We start from the raw sequence: 18,792 nt of genomic DNA, 5'->3' as shown, positions 1-18,792 counted from the left end.
TTTACTCGACAGCTCCTAGGGGCTTCATTTATTCGCAGAGATAACGGACATGTCCCTACGCACCCTACTCACAGCCCTGCTCCTGACCACCAGCTTCTCGGTGATGGCCGCCACCGAAGTCGTGCCCCTGAGTAATCGCACCAGCGCCGACCTGCTGCCAGTGGCACAGAACTTTATCGGCAAGGACGGCACCGTCAGCGCCTATGGCAATCAATTGATTGTCAACGCCGAGCCAGACAAGATCCAGGGCTTGCGCGCCCTCCTCGCGCAACTGGACATACCGTCCAAGCGCCTGCTGATCACCGTCGACACTAATGAAAACAATCAGCAAACCAACAACCAAGTCATTACCTACAGCACTGAAAGCCGCGACGGCGGCATCCAGCAGATCCAGGCCAGCGAAGGCGTGCCGGCGCTGATCCAGGTGGGCCAGAGCGTACCTCTCACCACAACCCAACCCGACACCTACGGCCGCCCGCAAAACCAGACCCAATATCGCAACGTCACCCAGGGTTTCTACGTCACTGCCAGCGTCACCGGCGAAACCGTCCACCTGAGCATCAGTACCAATCGTGACCGCATGAGCCAGGAACGTCCCGATGTAGTGAACGTACAAAGTACCGACACAACCGTCAGCGGCCGCCTGGGCGAATGGATCACCCTGGCCGGGATCAATCGTCAGACCCAGGCCGACAAACAGGGCGCAACCCGCACCTACTCGACTCAGGGCAGGGATGACCTGACCTTGCGGGTCAAAGTCGACACATTGAACTGAAGCACCAAAAACTGACTGATTAGTCGTCTTAGACTAAAGATGTAGTGCTTGAAAAAAAGCACTACAAAACATTTGACGATCCAAAAAAGCATGGGCATGATGGCCTCGCTCCCGCTAATCAGAGGCCCTGGCAAGGGCCTTCGGATCGCAGCTCTTAGCTACCCACTTGAGCCGATTCGTGTCTGTACCCGCCCACAAGGTGTGTTTGACGAGGTTGCGACTGGAACGAAGTTGTCCCGAGGGACGGAAGCTAACCAGGTAACCCGGCAATACACTGATGGATCGTACAAGGGCCCACGATGCCCGAAGACAGTTCTCGGTTCGCCTCTACCTGCTCACTTCCCCCTTGAGCTCATCGTTCATCCCGTCGCAGTCCCCGCCAAGCCTAAGCCTCTGGTCAGCGAGCAGCCACGCCCACGCACTGAATGCGCGGCTGGCAACAGGATTTTTCCACCCAGACCTATGCGACGAGGTTTATCTCCATGGCACTGACACGCGAACAGCAAATTGCAGCCCTCGAAAAAGATTGGGCTGAAAACCCACGCTGGAAAGGCGTGACACGCGCTTACTCCGCTGCTGACGTCGTCCGCCTGCGCGGCTCGGTTCAACCTGAGCACACCTTTGCAAGACTGGGCGCCGAGAAGCTGTGGAACCTGGTGACCCAGGGCGCCAAGCCGTCCTTCCGTCCCGATAAAGATTTCGTCAACTGCATGGGCGCCCTGACCGGCGGCCAGGCTGTGCAACAAGTCAAGGCCGGTATCCAGGCGATCTACCTGTCTGGCTGGCAAGTGGCTGCGGACAACAACTCCGCAGAATCCATGTACCCAGATCAGTCGCTGTACCCGGTGGACTCCGTGCCAACCGTGGTCAAGCGCATCAACAACTCGTTCCGCCGCGCCGACCAGATCCAGTGGAAAGCCGGTAAAGGCCCGGGCGATGAAGGCTACATCGACTACTTCGCGCCAATCGTGGCTGACGCCGAAGCCGGCTTCGGCGGCGTACTGAACGCCTACGAGCTGATGAAGAGCATGATCGAGGCAGGCGCTGCCGGCGTTCACTTCGAAGACCAACTAGCTTCCGTGAAGAAATGCGGCCACATGGGCGGCAAGGTACTGGTTCCTACCCAGGAAGCCGTACAGAAGCTGACCGCTGCCCGTCTGGCGGCTGACGTTGCCGGTACACCGACCATCATCCTGGCCCGTACCGACGCCAACGCAGCAGACCTGCTGACTTCGGATTGCGACCCGTACGACCTGCCATTCGTGACTGGCGAACGCACCCAGGAAGGCTTCTACAAAGTACGCGCCGGCCTTGACCAGGCTATCGCTCGCGGCCTGGCCTACGCACCGTACGCCGACCTGATCTGGTGCGAAACCGCCAAGCCAGATCTGGACGAAGCTCGTCGCTTTGCTGAAGCGATCAAGAAGGAATACCCGGACCAACTGCTGTCCTACAACTGCTCGCCTTCCTTCAACTGGAAGAAAAACCTGGACGACGCGACCATCGCCAAGTTCCAGCGCGAACTGTCCGCCATGGGCTACAAGCACCAGTTCATCACCCTGGCCGGCATTCACAACATGTGGCACAGCATGTTCAACCTGGCGCACGACTACGCCCGCAACGACATGACTGCCTACGTGAAACTGCAGGAGCAGGAATTCGCTGATGCCTCCAAGGGTTACACCTTCGTGGCGCACCAGCAGGAAGTGGGCACTGGCTACTTCGACGACATGACCACCGTAATTCAGGGCGGCTCCTCGTCCGTAACCGCGCTGACCGGCTCGACCGAAGAAGAACAGTTCCACTGAGTAACCTGAGTACACGGCCATTGCGGACCCGATAAAAAGCTAACCGCAGTGCCGCACGATCTGACGCCCCGACTGGTTCGGGGCGTTTTTTTTGCCTGCGAAGATCTCCCTGGCACACCGAAGATCAAATGTGTGGCTTGCCTCATAGGTGCATGGGTATCTACGCATCTTTGCCGGCAGGGTTTTGGGGTTGCGGGCTGGGCTGGGTATATATCCGTTATTTTGGTCAGGGCGGATTAGGGTTACGTCCTTACGACGTGTCACTTTGAAAAGCCCAAAGTAGCCAAAGGCTCTTGCCCCACCACTTGGTGCCTCGCTTAGGCTCGGCATGCCTTCTCTGCGGCATTACTCCGTGGGCCGCCGCGATGGGCCATCCCTGGCCCAGCGCGGCTAAACCGGCGTCCTGCCGGTTTACCCACGGATCAATGCCTGCGTTCAGCCATCGTGGTTAACGGGGCGCCTTAGATCAAAAGCAAAAGCACGGCGGCCTGGTAGCCGACCTGAGTGGTGAAAAGCAAAAGCGGATGGGCGCTAGCTGATGTGTAAATTCCCTGTGGCGAGCGGGCTTGCCCGCGCTGGGCTGCGCAGTAGCCCCAGTAAGATCACTGCGGTCTTTCTGATAAATCACAGTGGCCGGCCAGGGAGTGCTCCGCGCTCCAACGCGGCGGTTCGGTGATCCGACAAGCCCACTCGGCACAACAAGCCCGACTCTCACTGGAAATGCGCCCAGCGCCAGAATTTTCGCAGAACATTGATCCAGAGCGGTATTCGCTTCGGAAGATTCGGTTAAAAGATCCCCTTTACCAACTTGGGCCAAACGGGCAAGTAACAACAACTTCTCCCGTAACACACCCAACACCCGTTTAAAATCCGCTCAAACAATAGTCATTATCATTTGGAGGGCAGAAACTTCATTACTCGTTAAACAAAACATAATTGATGAAAATCAAGCTAATGCCCGTAGCGTATGGGCTGCAGCCCCACAAAGGTGCACTATGTCCTTATTCCATCGAATAAATTCGCTCTCGGAATTTTACTTGCCCGGTGTTTAGCCATAAAATCACCGCGATTGATTGCTCTGCGACATATCGTCACTGCTTTATTTCTTTATCAAGCTCAGAGACCCTTGCTCTCTGTTAAGGATTACCAGCATGCCCGAAGCGACAGGACTCATGGCCCACAACTGGGGCTTTGCCATTTTCCTTTTGGGTGTCGTCGGCCTTTGCGCCTTCATGCTCGGTGTATCCAGCCTCCTGGGGTCAAAAGCCTGGGGTCGCAGCAAAAACGAACCGTTCGAGTCCGGCATGCTACCTACAGGTGGCGCCCGCTTGCGGTTCTCAGCCAAATTCTATCTGGTCGCGATGCTCTTCGTGATCTTCGATATCGAAGCCCTTTTTCTCTTTGCCTGGTCTGTGTCCGTCCGCGAAAGTGGCTGGACCGGATTCGTCGAAGCTCTCGTTTTCATAGCAATTCTGTTGGCAGGCCTTGTCTACCTATTTCGAGTGGGCGCCCTTGACTGGGCTCCGGAAGCTCGTCGCAAGCGGCAAGCGAAGCTGAAACAATGAGGCTTTGGCGATGCAATACAATCTCACCAGGATCAACCCGGATGCTCCTAACGAGCAGTACCCCATCGGCGAGCGGGAAACCGTTTCCGATCCGTTAGAAGACCAAGTCCACAAAAACATCTACATGGGCAAGCTGGAAGACGTGCTGAACGGCGCGGTCAACTGGGGGCGTAAAAACTCCCTGTGGCCGTACAACTTCGGCCTTTCCTGCTGCTACGTGGAAATGACCACCGCCTTCACGGCGCCCCACGACATCGCGCGCTTTGGCGCCGAAGTTATCCGGGCATCGCCGCGCCAGGCGGATTTCATGGTTATCGCCGGTACCTGCTTTATCAAGATGGCGCCGATCATTCAGCGTCTCTACGAGCAAATGCTCGAACCAAAGTGGGTTATCTCCATGGGTTCGTGCGCCAACTCCGGTGGCATGTACGACATCTACTCCGTTGTTCAGGGGGTGGACAAGTTCCTGCCCGTGGACGTCTACGTGCCTGGCTGCCCGCCCCGCCCTGAAGCATTTCTGCAAGGCTTGATGCTGTTGCAGGAATCGATTGGCAAGGAGCGTCGCCCACTTTCCTGGGTTGTCGGAGATCAAGGCGTATACCGCGCCGAGATGCCGTCACAAAAGGAACAGCGCCGCGAACAGCGTATTCAGGTCACCAACCTGCGCAGCCCCGACGAAGTCTGATCCAGAGCCGCTTCTTTTATAGAACGAAAACCTGGCTTCATTCTTTACGTTGACCGAAAGCGATAAAAAACCATGACTACAGGCAGTGCTCTGTACATCCCGCCTTACAAGGCAGACGACCAGGATGTGGTCGTCGAACTCAATAACCGTTTTGGCCCTGACGCCTTCACCGCCCAGGCCACGCGTACTGGTATGCCGGTGCTGTGGGTGGCGCGTGCCAAGCTTGTCGAAGTCCTGAGCTTCCTGCGCAACCTGCCCAAGCCGTACGTCATGCTCTATGACCTGCATGGCGTGGACGAACGCCTGCGTACCAAGCGCCAGGGGCTGCCGAGCGGCGCCGACTTCACCGTGTTCTATCACCTGATGTCGCTGGAACGTAACAGCGACGTGATGATCAAGGTTGCCCTCTCCGAGAGCGACTTGAGCATTCCGACCGTGACCGGTATCTGGCCAAACGCCAACTGGTACGAGCGTGAAGTGTGGGACATGTTCGGCATCGATTTCCCCGGCCACCCGCACCTGTCGCGCATCATGATGCCGCCGACCTGGGAAGGTCACCCGCTGCGCAAGGACTTCCCTGCCCGCGCCACTGAATTCGATCCGTACAGCCTGACCCTGGCCAAGCAGCAGCTTGAAGAAGAAGCCGCGCGCTTCCGTCCGGAAGACTGGGGCATGAAACGCTCCGGCACCAACGAGGACTACATGTTCCTCAACCTGGGCCCGAACCACCCTTCGGCTCACGGTGCCTTCCGCATCATCCTGCAACTGGACGGCGAAGAAATCGTCGACTGCGTGCCGGACGTTGGCTACCACCACCGTGGTGCCGAGAAGATGGCCGAGCGCCAGTCCTGGCACAGCTTCATCCCGTACACCGACCGTATCGATTACCTCGGCGGTGTGATGAACAACCTGCCGTACGTGCTCGCGGTCGAGAAGCTGGCCGGCATCAAGGTGCCGGACAAAGTCGACACCATCCGCATCATGATGGCCGAGTTTTTCCGGATCACCAGCCACCTGCTGTTCCTGGGTACCTATATCCAGGACGTTGGTGCGATGACGCCGGTGTTCTTCACCTTCACCGACCGCCAGAAGGCTTACACGGTGATCGAAGCTATCACCGGTTTCCGTCTGCACCCGGCCTGGTACCGCATCGGCGGCGTTGCGCATGACCTGCCGCGCGGCTGGGAAAAACTGGTGAAAGACTTCGTCGAGTGGCTACCAAAACGCCTCGATGAGTACCAGAAAGCCGCCCTGGACAACAGTATCCTCAAGGGTCGGACCATCGGCGTCGCTGCCTATAACACCAAAGAGGCCCTGGAATGGGGCGTCACGGGTGCCGGCCTGCGTTCCACCGGTTGTGATTTCGATCTGCGTAAAGCACGCCCGTACTCCGGCTACGAGAACTTCGAGTTCGAAGTCCCGCTGGCGGCCAATGGCGATGCCTACGACCGTTGCATCGTGCGCGTCGAAGAGATGCGCCAGAGCATCAAAATCATCGACCAGTGCATGCGCAACATGCCGGAAGGCCCGTACAAGGCGGATCACCCGCTAACCACGCCGCCGCCTAAAGAGCGCACCCTGCAGCACATCGAAACCCTGATCACGCACTTCCTGCAAGTCTCGTGGGGCCCGGTAATGCCGGCCAACGAGTCCTTCCAGATGATTGAAGCGACCAAGGGTATCAACAGTTATTACCTGACGAGCGATGGCGGCACCATGAGCTACCGCACCCGGATTCGCACCCCAAGCTTCCCGCACCTGCAGCAGATCCCTTCGGTGATCAAAGGCAGCATGGTCTCGGACTTGATTGCGTACCTGGGTAGTATCGATTTCGTTATGGCCGACGTGGACCGCTAAGCATGAACAGCACGCTTATCCAGACAGACCGTTTTACCTTGAGTGAAACCGAACGCTCGGCCATTGAGCACGAGCTGCATCACTACGAAGACCCGCGCGCGGCGTCGATCGAAGCCTTGAAGATCGTCCAGAAGGAACGTGGCTGGGTGCCAGACGGTGCCATCTACGCCATCGGCGAGATACTCGGCATCCCCGCCAGCGACGTTGAAGGCGTGGCTACGTTCTACAGCCAGATCTTCCGCCAACCGGTGGGCCGCCACATCATTCGCGTGTGCGACAGCATGGTCTGCTATATCGGCGGCCACGAGTCCGTGGTCGGCGCAATCCAGAGCAAGCTGGGCATCGGCCTGGGCGAGACCACCGCTGACGGCCGGTTTACCCTGCTGCCGGTGTGCTGCCTGGGCAACTGCGACAAGGCGCCGGCGTTGATGATCGACGACGACACATTCGGTGACGTGCAAACTGCTGGCGTCGCCCAATTGCTCGAGGGCTACCCATGACCCTGACTTCCTTCGGTCCTGCCAACCGCATCAAGCGTTCGGCCGAGACTCACCCGCTGACCTGGCGCCTGCGTGACGATGGCGAAGCCGTTTGGCTCGACGAGTACCAGGCCAAGAACGGTTACGCTGCCGCGCGCAAAGCCTTTGCCGACATGGCCCAGGACGACATCGTCCAGACCGTGAAAGACGCAGGCCTGAAAGGCCGCGGCGGTGCAGGCTTCCCCACGGGCGTGAAGTGGGGCCTGATGCCCAAGGACGAATCCATCAACATCCGCTACCTGCTGTGCAACGCGGATGAAATGGAGCCCAACACCTGGAAAGACCGCATGCTGATGGAGCAACTGCCCCATCTGCTGATCGAAGGCATGCTGATCAGTGCCCGAGCGCTGAAAACCTACCGTGGCTACATCTTTCTGCGTGGCGAATACACCACCGCCGCCAAGCACTTGAACCGTGCAGTGGAAGAAGCCAAGGCAGCCGGCCTTTTGGGCAAGAACATCCTGGGCAGCGGTTTTGATTTCGAGCTGATCGTCCACACCGGCGCAGGGCGTTACATCTGCGGTGAAGAAACCGCACTGATCAACTCCCTCGAAGGCCGCCGCGCCAACCCGCGCTCCAAGCCGCCCTTCCCTGCCGCCGTCGGTGTGTGGGGCAAGCCGACTTGCGTAAACAACGTTGAAACCCTCTGCAACGTGCCGGCGATCATTGCCGACGGCGTGGACTGGTACAAATCGTTGGCCCGCGAAGGCAGTGAAGACATGGGCACCAAGCTCATGGGCTTCTCCGGCAAGGTCAAGAACCCTGGCTTGTGGGAGTTGCCATTCGGCATCACCGGTCGCGAGTTGTTCGAAGACTACGCCGGCGGCATGCGCGACGGTTACACCCTCAAGGCCTGGCAGCCAGGCGGCGCCGGTACCGGCTTCCTGTTGCCCGAGCACCTGGACGCACAAATGTATGCCGGCGGCATCGCCAAGGTGGGCACCCGCATGGGTACCGGCCTGGCCATGGCGGTGGACGACAGCGTCAACATGGTCTCCTTGCTGCGCAACATGGAGCAGTTCTTCTCCCGCGAATCCTGCGGCTTCTGCACGCCTTGCCGCGATGGTTTGCCATGGAGCGTCAAGCTCTTGATGGCCATCGAGAAAGGCGAAGGTCAGCCCGGTGACATCGAGACCCTGTTGGGTCTGGTCGGCTTCCTCGGCCCTGGCAAGACCTTCTGTGCTCACGCACCGGGCGCCGTGGAGCCATTGGGCAGCGCAATCAAATACTTCCGTTCGGAGTTCGAAGCCGGCATCGCGCCCACCAGCGCCGCCGTCCCGCCTCTGGCGAGGCCGATCGTAGTCGGCGCGTAACGCTTAACAAGGCGAAAGGTCCGTGCCCTTCGCTTTCTCATGTGATGACGCCTTTAAGGCTGTGTTGATTCACATGAATAACAAGATTCCATTAGCCACGCCCGCTGACACCGGGCCAACGAAGAACTTTGAACCATGGCCACTATCCACGTAGACGGCAAAGAGCTCGAAGTCGATGGGGCAGACAACCTGTTACAGGCGTGTCTGTCGCTAGGCCTCGATATCCCTTATTTCTGCTGGCACCCCGCCCTTGGCAGCGTTGGCGCTTGCCGCCAGTGCGCGGTCAAGCAGTACACCGACGAGAATGACAAGCGTGGTCGGATCGTCATGTCCTGCATGACCCCCGCCACCGACGGCAGCTGGATTTCCATCGACGACGAAGAAGCGAAAGTGTTTCGCGCCAGCGTCGTTGAATGGCTGATGACCAACCACCCGCACGACTGCCCGGTCTGCGAGGAAGGCGGTCACTGCCACCTGCAAGACATGACCGTGATGACTGGCCACAACGAGCGCCGTTATCGCTTCACCAAGCGTACTCACCAGAATCAGCAACTGGGCCCGTTCATTTCCCACGAAATGAACCGCTGCATCGCTTGCTACCGCTGCGTGCGCTTCTACAAGGACTACGCCGGCGGCACCGACCTCGGTGTGTTCGGCGCCCACGACAACGTGTACTTCGGTCGCGTTGAAGATGGCGTGCTGGAAAGCGAGTTCTCCGGCAACCTCACCGAGGTCTGCCCAACCGGTGTGTTCACCGACAAGACTCACTCCGAGCGCTACAACCGCAAGTGGGACATGCAGTTCTCGCCGAGCATCTGCCATGGCTGCTCCAGCGGTTGCAACATCTCCCCTGGCGAGCGCTATGGTGAACTGCGTCGTATCGAAAACCGCTTCAACGGTTCGGTCAACCAGTACTTCCTGTGCGACCGTGGCCGTTTCGGCTATGGCTACGTCAACCGCGAAGACCGTCCACGCCAACCGCTGCTGGCCGATGGTGCCAAGCTGAGCCTGGACCAGGCGCTGGATAAAGCCGCTGACCTGCTGCGCGGTCGCAACATCGTCGGTATCGGTTCGCCCCGCGCCAGCCTCGAAAGCAACTACGCGTTGCGCGAACTGGTAGGCGCCGAGCACTTCTACTCGGGTATCGAAGCCGCTGAACTGGAACGCATCCGCCTGGTCCTGCAAGTGCTGAACGACAGCCCGCTGCCTGTGCCAAACATGCGCGACATCGAAGACCATGACGCGATCTTCGTCCTCGGTGAAGACCTGACCCAGACCGCCGCCCGCATGGCCCTGGCCCTGCGCCAGTCGGTCAAGGGCAAGGCTGAAGACATGGCCGACGCCCTGCGCGTCCAGCCATGGCTCGACGCGGCGGTGAAAAACATCGGCCAGAACGCGCTGAACCCGCTGTTTATCGCAAGCCTGGCTGAAACCAAGCTCGACGATATCGCCGAAGAGTGCGTTCACGCCGCGCCTGACGATCTCGCCCGCATCGGTTTTGCCGTGGCCCATGCCATCGACGCCAGCGCGCCTGCCGTTGAGGGCCTGGACGCCGAAGCCCTTGAACTGGCCAAGCGCATCGCCGACGCCCTGCTGGCGGCCAAGCGCCCACTGATCATCGCCGGTACCTCCCTGGGTTCCAAGGCGCTGATCGAAGCCGCGGCCAACATCGCCAAGGCCCTCAAGCTGCGCGAGAAGAACGGTTCCATCAGCCTGATCGTGCCAGAAGCCAACAGCCTCGGCCTGGCCATGCTGGGTGGCGAGTCCCTGGACGCCGCCCTGCAAGCCGTGATCGACGGCAGCAGCGATGCCATCGTGGTGCTGGAAAACGATCTGTACACCCGCACTGACGCAGCCAAGGTTGACGCTGCGCTAAACGCGGCCAAAGTGCTGATCGTTGCCGACCACCAGAAAACCGCCACCAGCGACCGTGCCCACCTGGTACTGCCAGCGGCAAGCTTCGCTGAAGGCGACGGTACTCTGGTCAGCCAGGAAGGCCGCGCCCAGCGCTTCTTCCAAGTGTTCGATCCGAAGTACCTCGACGCGAGCATCCTGGTTCACGAAGGCTGGCGCTGGCTGCATGCCCTGCGCGCCACCTTGCTGAACCAGCCAATCGACTGGACCCTACTGGACCACGTCACCGCAGCCTGCGCTTCCAGCACGCCGCAATTGGCCCGCATCGTCGACGCTGCACCGTCCGCCTCGTTCCGCATCAAAGGTATGAAACTGGCCCGTGAACCGTTGCGTTATTCCGGTCGTACCGCCATGCGCGCCGACATCAGCGTGCATGAACCGCGTACTTCGCAAGACAACGACACCGCGTTCGCCTTCTCCATGGAAGGTTACTCGGGCTCGGTCGAGCCTCGCCAGCAGGTGCCGTTCGCCTGGTCGCCGGGCTGGAACTCGCCGCAAGCCTGGAACAAGTTCCAGGACGAAGTCGGTGGTCATATCCGCGCTGGCGACCCAGGCACCCGCTTGATCGAAAGCCAGGGTGACTCGCTGAACTGGTTCGCCAATGTTCCACGCGCCTTCAACCCGGCCCAGGGTACATGGCAGGTCGTGCCGTTCTTCCACCTGTTCGGCAGCGAAGAGAACTCTTCCAAGGCCGCGCCGGTTCAAGAGCGCATCCCGGCTGCTTATGTAGCCTTGGCCAAGTCGGAAGCCGATCGCCTGGGCGTCAACGACGGTGCCCTGCTCAGCTTGAACGTAGGCGGCCAGACCCTGCGTCTGCCGCTGCGCATCAACGAAGAGCTGGGCGCCGGCCTGGTGGCATTGCCAGCAGGTATCGCCGGTATCCCGCCGGCAATTGCAGGCTTTATCGTTGACGGTCTGCAGGAGGCAGCGCAATGACCTGGTTCACCCCTGAAGTGATCGACGTGATCATTGCGGTCGTCAAGGCCATCGTGATCCTGCTGGCCGTGGTGGTCGCGGGCGCCCTGCTCAGCTTCGTCGAACGTCGACTGCTGGGCTGGTGGCAGGACCGTTACGGTCCGAACCGCGTTGGCCCGTTCGGCATGTTCCAGATCGCCGCCGACATGCTGAAAATGTTCTTCAAGGAAGACTGGACCCCGCCGTTTGCCGACAAGGTGATCTTCACCCTGGCACCGGTCGTGGCCATGAGCGCCTTGCTGATTGCCTTCGCAATCATCCCGATCACCCCGACCTGGGGCGTGGCGGACCTGAACATCGGCTTGCTGTTCTTCTTCGCCATGGCCGGTCTGTCGGTCTATGCGGTGCTGTTCGCCGGTTGGGCCAGTAACAACAAGTTCGCCCTGCTGGGCGCCTTGCGGGCCTCGGCCCAGACCGTGTCCTACGAAGTGTTCATGGGCCTGGCCCTGATGGGCATCGTGGTGCAGGTCGGCTCGTTCAACATGCGCGACATCGTCGAGTACCAGGCGCAGAACCTGTGGTTCATCATTCCGCAGTTCTTCGGCTTCTGTACCTTCTTCATCGCAGGCGTAGCCGTGACTCACCGTCACCCCTTCGACCAGCCGGAAGCGGAACAGGAACTGGCCGACGGTTATCACATTGAATACGCCGGCATGAAATGGGGCATGTTCTTCGTCGGTGAGTACATCGGCATCATCTTGATCTCGGCGCTGCTGGTGACCTTGTTCTTCGGTGGCTGGCACGGTCCGTTCGGCATCCTGCCGCAACTGGCTTTCCTCTGGTTCGTCTTGAAGACCTCGTTCTTCATCATGCTGTTCATCCTGCTGCGCGCTGCCATCCCGCGTCCACGGTATGACCAGGTGATGGATTTCGGCTGGAGGTTCTGCTTGCCGCTGACCCTGATCAATTTGCTGGTGACTGCTGCCGTTGTGTTGTTGAACACGCCAGCGGGCGCGGTTCAGTGAGGATTTGACCCATGTTCAAATATATTGGCGACATCGTTAAGGGTACCGGTACCCAGTTGCGAAGCCTGGTGATGGTGTTCGGTCACGGCTTTCGCAAACGCGACACCCTGCAATACCCGGAAGAAGCGGTGTACCTGCCGCCGCGCTATCGCGGCCGTATCGTCCTGACCCGCGACCCCGACGGCGAAGAGCGCTGCGTGGCCTGCAACCTGTGCGCCGTGGCGTGCCCGGTGGGCTGCATCTCCCTGCAGAAAGCTGAAACCGAAGACGGTCGTTGGTACCCGGAGTTTTTCCGTATCAACTTCTCGCGCTGCATTTTCTGCGGTCTCTGTGAGGAAGCCTGCCCGACCACCGCGATCCAGCTGACACCGGATTTCGAAATGGCCGAGTTCAAACGTCAGGACCTGGTGTACGAGAAAGAAGATCTGCTGATCTCTGGTCCCGGTAAAAACCCTGATTACAACTTCTATCGTGTTGCAGGTATGGCCATTGCCGGTAAGCCAAAAGGCTCCGCGCAAAACGAAGCCGAGCCGATCAACGTGAAGAGCTTGCTGCCTTAAGGAAGAAAGATGGAATTCGCTTTCTATTTCGCATCGGGTATTGCAGTAGTGGCCACGCTTCGCGTGATCACCAACACGAACCCCGTGCACGCCCTGCTCTACCTGATCATTTCGCTGATCGCCGTGGCCATGACCTTTTTCAGCCTCGGCGCACCGTTCGCCGGTGTGCTGGAAGTGATCGCCTACGCTGGCGCCATCATGGTGCTGTTCGTGTTTGTGGTGATGATGCTCAACCTGGGGCCGGCTTCGGTCGCCCAGGAGCGCGTCTGGCTCAAACCCGGCATCTGGATCGGCCCGGTGATCCTGGCAGCCCTGCTGCTTGGCGAGCTGCTGTATGTGCTGTTCGCTCACCAGAGCGGCCACGCCATCGGCCACACCACCGTAGACGCCAAGGCCGTGGGCATCAGCCTGTTCGGCCCGTACCTGCTGGTGGTCGAACTGGCTTCGATGCTGCTGCTTGCCGCAGCCATCACCGCCTTCCACTTGGGCCGCAACGAAGCCAAGGAGCAATGATGATGCCTGCTATCCCTTTGGAGCATGGTCTGGCGGTCGCCGGCATCCTGTTCTGCCTTGGCCTGGTCGGCCTGATGGTGCGCCGCAACATTCTCTTCGTGTTGATGAGCCTGGAAATCATGATGAACGCCGCTGCACTGGCGTTCATCGTGGCAGGTGCAAGGTGGGGCCAGCCGGATGGACAAGTCATGTTCATCCTGGTGATCAGCCTGGCAGCCGCCGAGGCCAGTATTGGCCTGGCGATTCTGCTGCAACTGTATCGTCGCTTCCACACGCTTGATATCGACGCTGCCAGTGAGATGCGCGGATGAACATGATCTTTCTGACTTTCGTATTTCCCCTGATCGGTTTTCTGCTGCTGTCGTTCTCCCGTGGACGTCTCTCGGAAAATCTCTCGGCCCTGATCGGCGTCGGGTCCATTGGCTTGTCGGCGATTGTCGCCGCCTACGTCATCTGGCAATTCAACGTCGCGCCGCCCGAGGGTGGTCACTACACCCTGGTGCTGTGGCAGTGGATGTCGGTGGAGGGCTTCAAGCCCAACTTCGCCCTCTACGTCGACGGCCTGTCGATCACCATGCTTGGCGTGGTGGTGGGCGTGGGTTTCCTGATCCACCTGTTCGCCTCCTGGTACATGCGCGGTGAAGCCGGTTACTCGCGCTTCTTCGCCTACACCAACCTGTTTATCGCCAGCATGCTGTTCCTGGTGCTGGGTGATAACCTGTTGTTCCTGTACTTCGGCTGGGAAGGTGTGGGCCTGTGCTCGTACCTGTTGATCGGTTTCTACTACAGCAACCGCAACAACGGTAACGCGGCACTCAAGGCCTTTATCGTCACCCGTATCGGCGACGTGTTCATGGCCATCGGCCTGTTCATCCTGTTCCAACAGTTGGGTACGTTGAATATCCAGGAACTGCTGGTGCTCGCGCCGCAGAAATTCCAGGTCGGTGACTTCTGGATCACCCTGGCGACCCTGATGCTGCTGGGCGGCGCTGTCGGTAAATCCGCGCAACTGCCACTGCAAACCTGGCTGGCGGACGCGATGGCCGGTCCTACTCCGGTTTCGGCACTGATCCACGCCGCGACGATGGTAACCGCCGGTGTCTACTTGATCGCCCGTACCCACGGCCTGTTCACCCTGGCGCCGGACGTCCTGCATCTTGTCGGCATCGTCGGTGGTGTGACCCTGGTGCTCGCCGGTTTCGCTGCACTGGTTCAGACCGACATCAAGCGCATCCTCGCCTACTCGACCATGAGCCAGATCGGCTACATGTTCCTGGCCCTGGGCATTGGTGCCTGGGAAGGCGCGATCTTCCACCTGATGACCCACGCCTTCTTCAAGGCCCTGCTGTTCCTTGCCTCCGGTGCGGTGATTGTTGCCTGCCACCATGAGCAGAACATCTTCAAGATGGGCGGCCTGTGGAAGAAGCTGCCACTGGCCTACACCAGCTTTATCGTCGGCGGCGCGGCCTTGTCGGCCTTGCCATTGGTGACCGCAGGCTTCTATTCCAAAGACGAAATCCTTTGGGAAGCCTTTGCCAGCGGTAACCAGGGACTGCTGTATGCAGGCCTGGTGGGTGCGTTCATGACCTCGTTGTACACCTTCCGCCTGATCTTCATCGCGTTCCACGGTGAAGCGAAGACCGAAGCCCACGCGGGCCATGGCATCTCCCACTGGCTGCCACTGTCGGTGCTGATCATCCTGTCGACCTTCGTCGGCGCCATGATCACCCCGCCACTGGCTGGCGTGTTACCACAAAGCGTCGGCCATGCCGGCGGCGACGCCAAGCACAGCCTGGAAATCGCCTCGGGCGCCATCGCCCTGGCCGGTATCCTGCTGGCGGCACTGCTGTTCCTCGGCAAGCGTCGCTTCGTCACCGCCGTTGCCAACAGTGCCATTGGCCGCTTCCTTTCGGCCTGGTGGTTCGCTGCCTGGGGCTTCGACTGGGTCTACGACAAACTGTTCGTCAAGCCTTACCTTGCGATCAGCCACGTACTGCGCAAAGACCCGTTCGACCAGACCATCGGTTTGATCCCGCGTGCTGCCAAGGCTGGTCACACCGCCCTGAGCCGCACCGAGACTGGCCAGTTGCGCTGGTATGCAGCTTCCATGGCGGCCGGTGCCGTGCTGGTGATCGGCGCCATCGTTGTGGTAGCGGTCTGATATGAACTTTGCGAACTTGCGAAAGGAAACGAGCCCGTCATGATTCTGCCCTGGCTAATCCTGATTCCCTTTATCGGCGGCCTGCTCTGCTGGATGGGTGAGCGCTTCGGCGCTACCCTGCCCCGCTGGATTGCGTTGCTGACCATGTCCCTGGAACTCGCTCTCGGCCTCTGGCTGTGGGCCCATGGCGACTATTCATTTGCTCCGGCGCCTGGCGCCGATCCCACCTGGGCGCTTGAGTTCAAGCACATCTGGATCCCGCGCTTTGGCATCAACGTGCACCTGGCCCTCGATGGCCTGTCGCTGTTGATGATCCTGCTGACCGGCCTGCTGGGTATCCTCTCGGTACTCTGCTCCTGGAAAGAGATTCAGCATCACGTGGGCTTCTTCCACCTGAACCTGATGTGGATTTTGGGCGGTGTTGTCGGCGTGTTCCTCGCCCTCGACCTGTTCATGTTCTTCTTCTTCTGGGAAATGATGCTGGTGCCGATGTACTTCCTCATCGCGCTCTGGGGTCACAGTTCTTCGGACGGCAAGAAAACCCGGATCTACGCGGCGACCAAGTTCTTCATCTTCACCCAGGCTTCCGGCCTGATCATGTTGGTGGCGATCCTCGGCCTGGTACTGGTCAACTTCAACAGCACCGGGGTAATCACTTTTGATTACGCCACGCTACTGAAAACCAAGATGTCCCTGACCACCGAGTACATCTTGATGCTGGGCTTCTTCATCGCCTTCGCGGTGAAGCTGCCGGTGGTGCCGTTCCACTCCTGGTTGCCTGACGCTCACGCCCAGGCGCCGACCGCCGGTTCCGTGGACCTGGCCGGTATCCTGTTGAAGACCGCGGCCTACGGCTTGCTGCGTTTCGCCCTGCCGCTGTTCCCGAATGCCTCGGCCGAGTTTGCGCCGATCGCCATGACCCTCGGTCTGATCGGGATCTTCTACGGTGCGTTCCTGGCCTTCGCCCAGACCGACATCAAGCGTCTGATCGCCTTCTCGTCCGTTTCCCACATGGGCTTCGTACTGATCGGCATCTACTCCGGCAGCCAGGTCGCGTTGCAAGGTGCAGTGATCCAGATGTTGGCTCACGGCGTTTCGGCGGCGGCACTGTTTATCCTCAGTGGCCAGTTGTATGAGCGTCTGCACACCCGTGACATGCGTGAGATGGGCGGCCTGTGGTCGCGTATCGCCTACCTGCCGGCCATCAGCCTGTTCTTCGCCGCCGCGTCCCTGGGCTTGCCGGGTACCGGCAACTTCATTGGCGAATTCCTTATCCTGATGGGTGCGTTCGTCAATACACCGTGGGTCAGTGCTATCGCTACCTCCGGCCTGGTGTTCGGTTCGGTCTACTCGCTGATCATGATCCACCGTGCCTACTTCGGTCCGTCCAAGTCGGACGCCGTGTTGCATGGCCTGGATGCTCGCGAACTGATCATGGTGCTCGGCCTTGCAGTGCTGCTGATCTACATCGGCGTGTACCCGCAGCCGTTCCTCGATACCTCTGCCGCAACGATGCATGGCGTGCAGCAATGGTTCGGCACCGCCTTCACTCAACTCGCTTCGGCCCGGTAAGAGCGCTATGGAATTCACGATCCAACATTTTATCGCGCTTGCGCCGCTGCTGATCACCAGCCTCACCGTTGTAACGGTGATGCTGGCGATCGCCTGGCGCCGCAACCACTCGCAGACCTTCCTGATTTCGGTGGCGGGCCTGAACCTGGCTTTGCTGTCGATCATCCCGGCACTCAAGGTCGCGCCACTGGCGGTCACCCCGCTGTTGATGGTCGATGACTTCGCGCTGCTGTACATCGCGTTGATCCTCGTCGCCACTCTGGCCTGCGTCACCCTCGCCCACGCCTACCTCGGCGAAGGCGGCACCGGTTACCCAGGCAACCGCGAAGAGCTGTATCTGCTGATCCTGCTGGCTGCCACCGGCGGTATCGTCCTGGTCAGCGCGCAACACCTGGCCGGCTTGTTCATCGGCCTGGAACTGCTGTCGATCCCGACCTACGGCCTGGTGGCCTACGCCTTCTTCAACAAGCGCTCCCTGGAAGCCGGCATCAAGTACATGGTGCTGTCGGCGGCTGGTTCCGCGTTCCTGTTGTTCGGTATGGCGCTGCTCTACGCCGAAGCTGGCAGCCTGAGCTTCAGCGGTATCGGTCACGCCCTGGCCGCCACCAGCATGCCTGCGCCAATTGCCCAGTTGGGCCTGGCAATGATGTTGATCGGCCTGGCGTTCAAGCTGTCGCTGGTGCCGTTCCACCTGTGGACCCCGGACGTGTACGAAGGCGCCCCGGCGCCAGTCGCTGCTTTCCTGGCTACCGCCTCGAAAGTCGCGGTGTTTGCAGTGATGGTGCGTTTGTTCCAGATCTCGCCTGCAGCCAACACCGGTGTACTGAGCGACGTGCTGACCATCATCGCCATCGCGTCGATCCTGTTCGGTAACCTACTGGCCCTGACCCAGAACAACCTCAAGCGCCTGCTGGGTTATTCGTCCATCGCTCACTTCGGCTATCTGTTGATCGCCCTGGTGGCAAGCAAGGGCCTGGCGGTGGAAGCCATCGGCGTCTATCTGGTCACCTACGTGATCACCAGCCTTGGCGCGTTCGGCGTGATCACGCTGATGTCCTCGCCTTACAAAGGCCGCGACGCCGACGCCCTGTACGAGTATCGCGGCCTGTTCTGGCGCCGCCCGTACCTGACTGCCGTGTTGACCATGATGATGCTGTCCCTGGCCGGTATCCCACTGACCGCTGGCTTCATCGGCAAGTTCTACATTGTGGCTACCGGTGTTGAAGCGCACGAATGGTGGCTGGTGGCTTCGCTGGTATTGGGCAGCGCCATCGGCGTTTTCTACTACCTGCGCGTGATGGTGACGCTGTACCTGATCGAGCCAAACCTGCGCCGTGTCGACGCCGAACTGCACTGGGAACAGAAAGCCGGCGGCGTGATGCTGCTGGCGATCGCCTTGTTGGCGTTCTTCCTCGGCGTCTACCCACAACCGTTGCTCACCTTGGTGCAGCATGCGGTGATGGCGGGTTGATCGTTTAGGCGATTGCAGTAAATAGAACGGCACCTTCGGGTGCCGTTTTGCGTTTCTGGGAATAGATCCAAGAGGGGCCGCGCGACGTCTATTGCTATCGCGATAGCGGTAGCAGAAAC

Annotated in this window: 15 protein-coding genes; all 15 read left to right on the top strand. The window is 59.9% G+C overall.

The window, feature by feature from the left end:
• Positions 1-49: 49 nt before the first annotated feature.
• The 15 genes from AAEZ06_RS21190 (at position 50) to nuoN (ending at position 18,673) form a co-directional block, all read left to right on the top strand.
• A complete protein-coding gene (locus AAEZ06_RS21190; protein WP_149414864.1) occupies positions 50-775 on the top strand; it encodes a secretin N-terminal domain-containing protein in 726 nt (241 codons plus the stop codon).
• Between the two features lie 482 nt (positions 776-1,257).
• Positions 1,258-2,583, top strand: coding sequence for an isocitrate lyase (gene aceA / locus AAEZ06_RS21185; protein ID WP_133100243.1), 1,326 nt, complete (start codon positions 1,258-1,260; stop codon positions 2,581-2,583).
• Positions 2,584-3,734: 1,151 nt separating this feature from the next.
• Positions 3,735-4,148, top strand: coding sequence for an NADH-quinone oxidoreductase subunit A (locus AAEZ06_RS21180; protein ID WP_133100244.1), 414 nt, complete (start codon positions 3,735-3,737; stop codon positions 4,146-4,148).
• 10 nt (positions 4,149-4,158) lie between these two features.
• Positions 4,159-4,833: a NuoB/complex I 20 kDa subunit family protein gene (locus AAEZ06_RS21175; protein ID WP_133100245.1), complete on the top strand. Its 675-nt coding sequence runs from the start codon at positions 4,159-4,161 to the stop codon at positions 4,831-4,833.
• A 72-nt stretch (positions 4,834-4,905) separates the two neighbouring features.
• Positions 4,906-6,690: an NADH-quinone oxidoreductase subunit C/D gene (gene nuoC / locus AAEZ06_RS21170; protein WP_133100246.1), complete on the top strand. Its 1,785-nt coding sequence runs from the start codon at positions 4,906-4,908 to the stop codon at positions 6,688-6,690.
• Positions 6,691-6,692: 2 nt separating this feature from the next.
• On the top strand, positions 6,693-7,190 hold the full coding sequence (nuoE, locus tag AAEZ06_RS21165) for an NADH-quinone oxidoreductase subunit NuoE (RefSeq protein ID WP_149414138.1): 498 nt from the start codon (positions 6,693-6,695) through the stop codon (positions 7,188-7,190).
• Positions 7,187-8,542, top strand: a complete 1,356-nt coding sequence (gene nuoF / locus AAEZ06_RS21160) for an NADH-quinone oxidoreductase subunit NuoF (protein WP_149414137.1) — start codon at positions 7,187-7,189, stop codon at positions 8,540-8,542. Before nuoE ends, nuoF begins: the two co-directional genes overlap by 4 nt.
• A 135-nt stretch (positions 8,543-8,677) precedes the next feature.
• The gene (nuoG, locus tag AAEZ06_RS21155; RefSeq protein WP_350616051.1) at positions 8,678-11,392 is read left to right on the top strand and encodes an NADH-quinone oxidoreductase subunit NuoG; all 2,715 of its coding nucleotides are present in this window, start codon (positions 8,678-8,680) and stop codon (positions 11,390-11,392) included.
• Complete coding sequence (gene nuoH / locus AAEZ06_RS21150; RefSeq protein ID WP_133100250.1) at positions 11,389-12,396, top strand: NADH-quinone oxidoreductase subunit NuoH; 1,008 nt, start codon at positions 11,389-11,391, stop codon at positions 12,394-12,396. The genes nuoG and nuoH overlap by 4 nt, the downstream gene beginning before the upstream one ends.
• Positions 12,397-12,407: 11 nt before the next feature.
• Positions 12,408-12,956 (top strand): NADH-quinone oxidoreductase subunit NuoI, encoded by a 549-nt coding sequence (gene nuoI, locus AAEZ06_RS21145; RefSeq protein WP_149414135.1) that lies wholly within the window; start codon positions 12,408-12,410, stop codon positions 12,954-12,956.
• 9 nt (positions 12,957-12,965) lie between these two features.
• Positions 12,966-13,469 carry an NADH-quinone oxidoreductase subunit J gene (nuoJ, locus tag AAEZ06_RS21140; RefSeq protein ID WP_133100251.1) on the top strand — a complete coding sequence of 168 codons (504 nt, stop codon included), beginning with the start codon at positions 12,966-12,968 and terminating at the stop codon, positions 13,467-13,469.
• Between the two features lie 2 nt (positions 13,470-13,471).
• Positions 13,472-13,780, top strand: a complete 309-nt coding sequence (gene nuoK / locus AAEZ06_RS21135) for an NADH-quinone oxidoreductase subunit NuoK (RefSeq protein ID WP_003174727.1) — start codon at positions 13,472-13,474, stop codon at positions 13,778-13,780.
• Positions 13,777-15,630 carry an NADH-quinone oxidoreductase subunit L gene (gene nuoL, locus AAEZ06_RS21130; protein WP_149414134.1) on the top strand — a complete coding sequence of 618 codons (1,854 nt, stop codon included), beginning with the start codon at positions 13,777-13,779 and terminating at the stop codon, positions 15,628-15,630. Before nuoK ends, nuoL begins: the two co-directional genes overlap by 4 nt.
• Before the next feature lie 39 nt (positions 15,631-15,669).
• Positions 15,670-17,202, top strand: a complete 1,533-nt coding sequence (nuoM, locus tag AAEZ06_RS21125) for an NADH-quinone oxidoreductase subunit M (RefSeq protein WP_149414133.1) — start codon at positions 15,670-15,672, stop codon at positions 17,200-17,202.
• A gap of 7 nt (positions 17,203-17,209) precedes the next feature.
• The gene (gene nuoN, locus AAEZ06_RS21120; protein ID WP_350616047.1) at positions 17,210-18,673 is read left to right on the top strand and encodes an NADH-quinone oxidoreductase subunit NuoN; all 1,464 of its coding nucleotides are present in this window, start codon (positions 17,210-17,212) and stop codon (positions 18,671-18,673) included.
• The last annotated feature ends 119 nt before the right edge of the window (positions 18,674-18,792 follow it).

The sequence above is a fragment of the Pseudomonas sp. HY7a-MNA-CIBAN-0227 genome (genome assembly GCF_040310325.1).
Classification (GTDB): Bacteria; Pseudomonadota; Gammaproteobacteria; order Pseudomonadales; family Pseudomonadaceae; genus Aquipseudomonas.
Note: the sequence above shows the minus strand (reverse complement) of the source record. Positions and strands in the feature narration are given on the sequence as shown.

Bases quoted from the DNA above. Each gene is read 5' to 3' on its own strand.
- AAEZ06_RS21190 (WP_149414864.1), top strand. From the start codon at position 50: ATGTCCCTACGCACCCTACTCACAGCCCTGCTCCTGACCACCAGCTTC.
- nuoG (WP_350616051.1), top strand. From the start codon at position 8,678: ATGGCCACTATCCACGTAGACGGCAAAGAGCTCGAAGTCGATGGGGCA.
- nuoN (WP_350616047.1), top strand. From the start codon at position 17,210: ATGGAATTCACGATCCAACATTTTATCGCGCTTGCGCCGCTGCTGATC.
- nuoM (WP_149414133.1), top strand. From the start codon at position 15,670: ATGATTCTGCCCTGGCTAATCCTGATTCCCTTTATCGGCGGCCTGCTC.
- nuoK (WP_003174727.1), top strand. From the start codon at position 13,472: ATGCCTGCTATCCCTTTGGAGCATGGTCTGGCGGTCGCCGGCATCCTG.
- AAEZ06_RS21175 (WP_133100245.1), top strand. From the start codon at position 4,159: ATGCAATACAATCTCACCAGGATCAACCCGGATGCTCCTAACGAGCAG.
- nuoI (WP_149414135.1), top strand. From the start codon at position 12,408: ATGTTCAAATATATTGGCGACATCGTTAAGGGTACCGGTACCCAGTTG.
- nuoL (WP_149414134.1), top strand. From the start codon at position 13,777: ATGAACATGATCTTTCTGACTTTCGTATTTCCCCTGATCGGTTTTCTG.
- nuoF (WP_149414137.1), top strand. From the start codon at position 7,187: ATGACCCTGACTTCCTTCGGTCCTGCCAACCGCATCAAGCGTTCGGCC.
- AAEZ06_RS21180 (WP_133100244.1), top strand. From the start codon at position 3,735: ATGCCCGAAGCGACAGGACTCATGGCCCACAACTGGGGCTTTGCCATT.
- nuoE (WP_149414138.1), top strand. From the start codon at position 6,693: ATGAACAGCACGCTTATCCAGACAGACCGTTTTACCTTGAGTGAAACC.
- nuoC (WP_133100246.1), top strand. From the start codon at position 4,906: ATGACTACAGGCAGTGCTCTGTACATCCCGCCTTACAAGGCAGACGAC.
- nuoJ (WP_133100251.1), top strand. From the start codon at position 12,966: ATGGAATTCGCTTTCTATTTCGCATCGGGTATTGCAGTAGTGGCCACG.
- aceA (WP_133100243.1), top strand. From the start codon at position 1,258: ATGGCACTGACACGCGAACAGCAAATTGCAGCCCTCGAAAAAGATTGG.
- nuoH (WP_133100250.1), top strand. From the start codon at position 11,389: ATGACCTGGTTCACCCCTGAAGTGATCGACGTGATCATTGCGGTCGTC.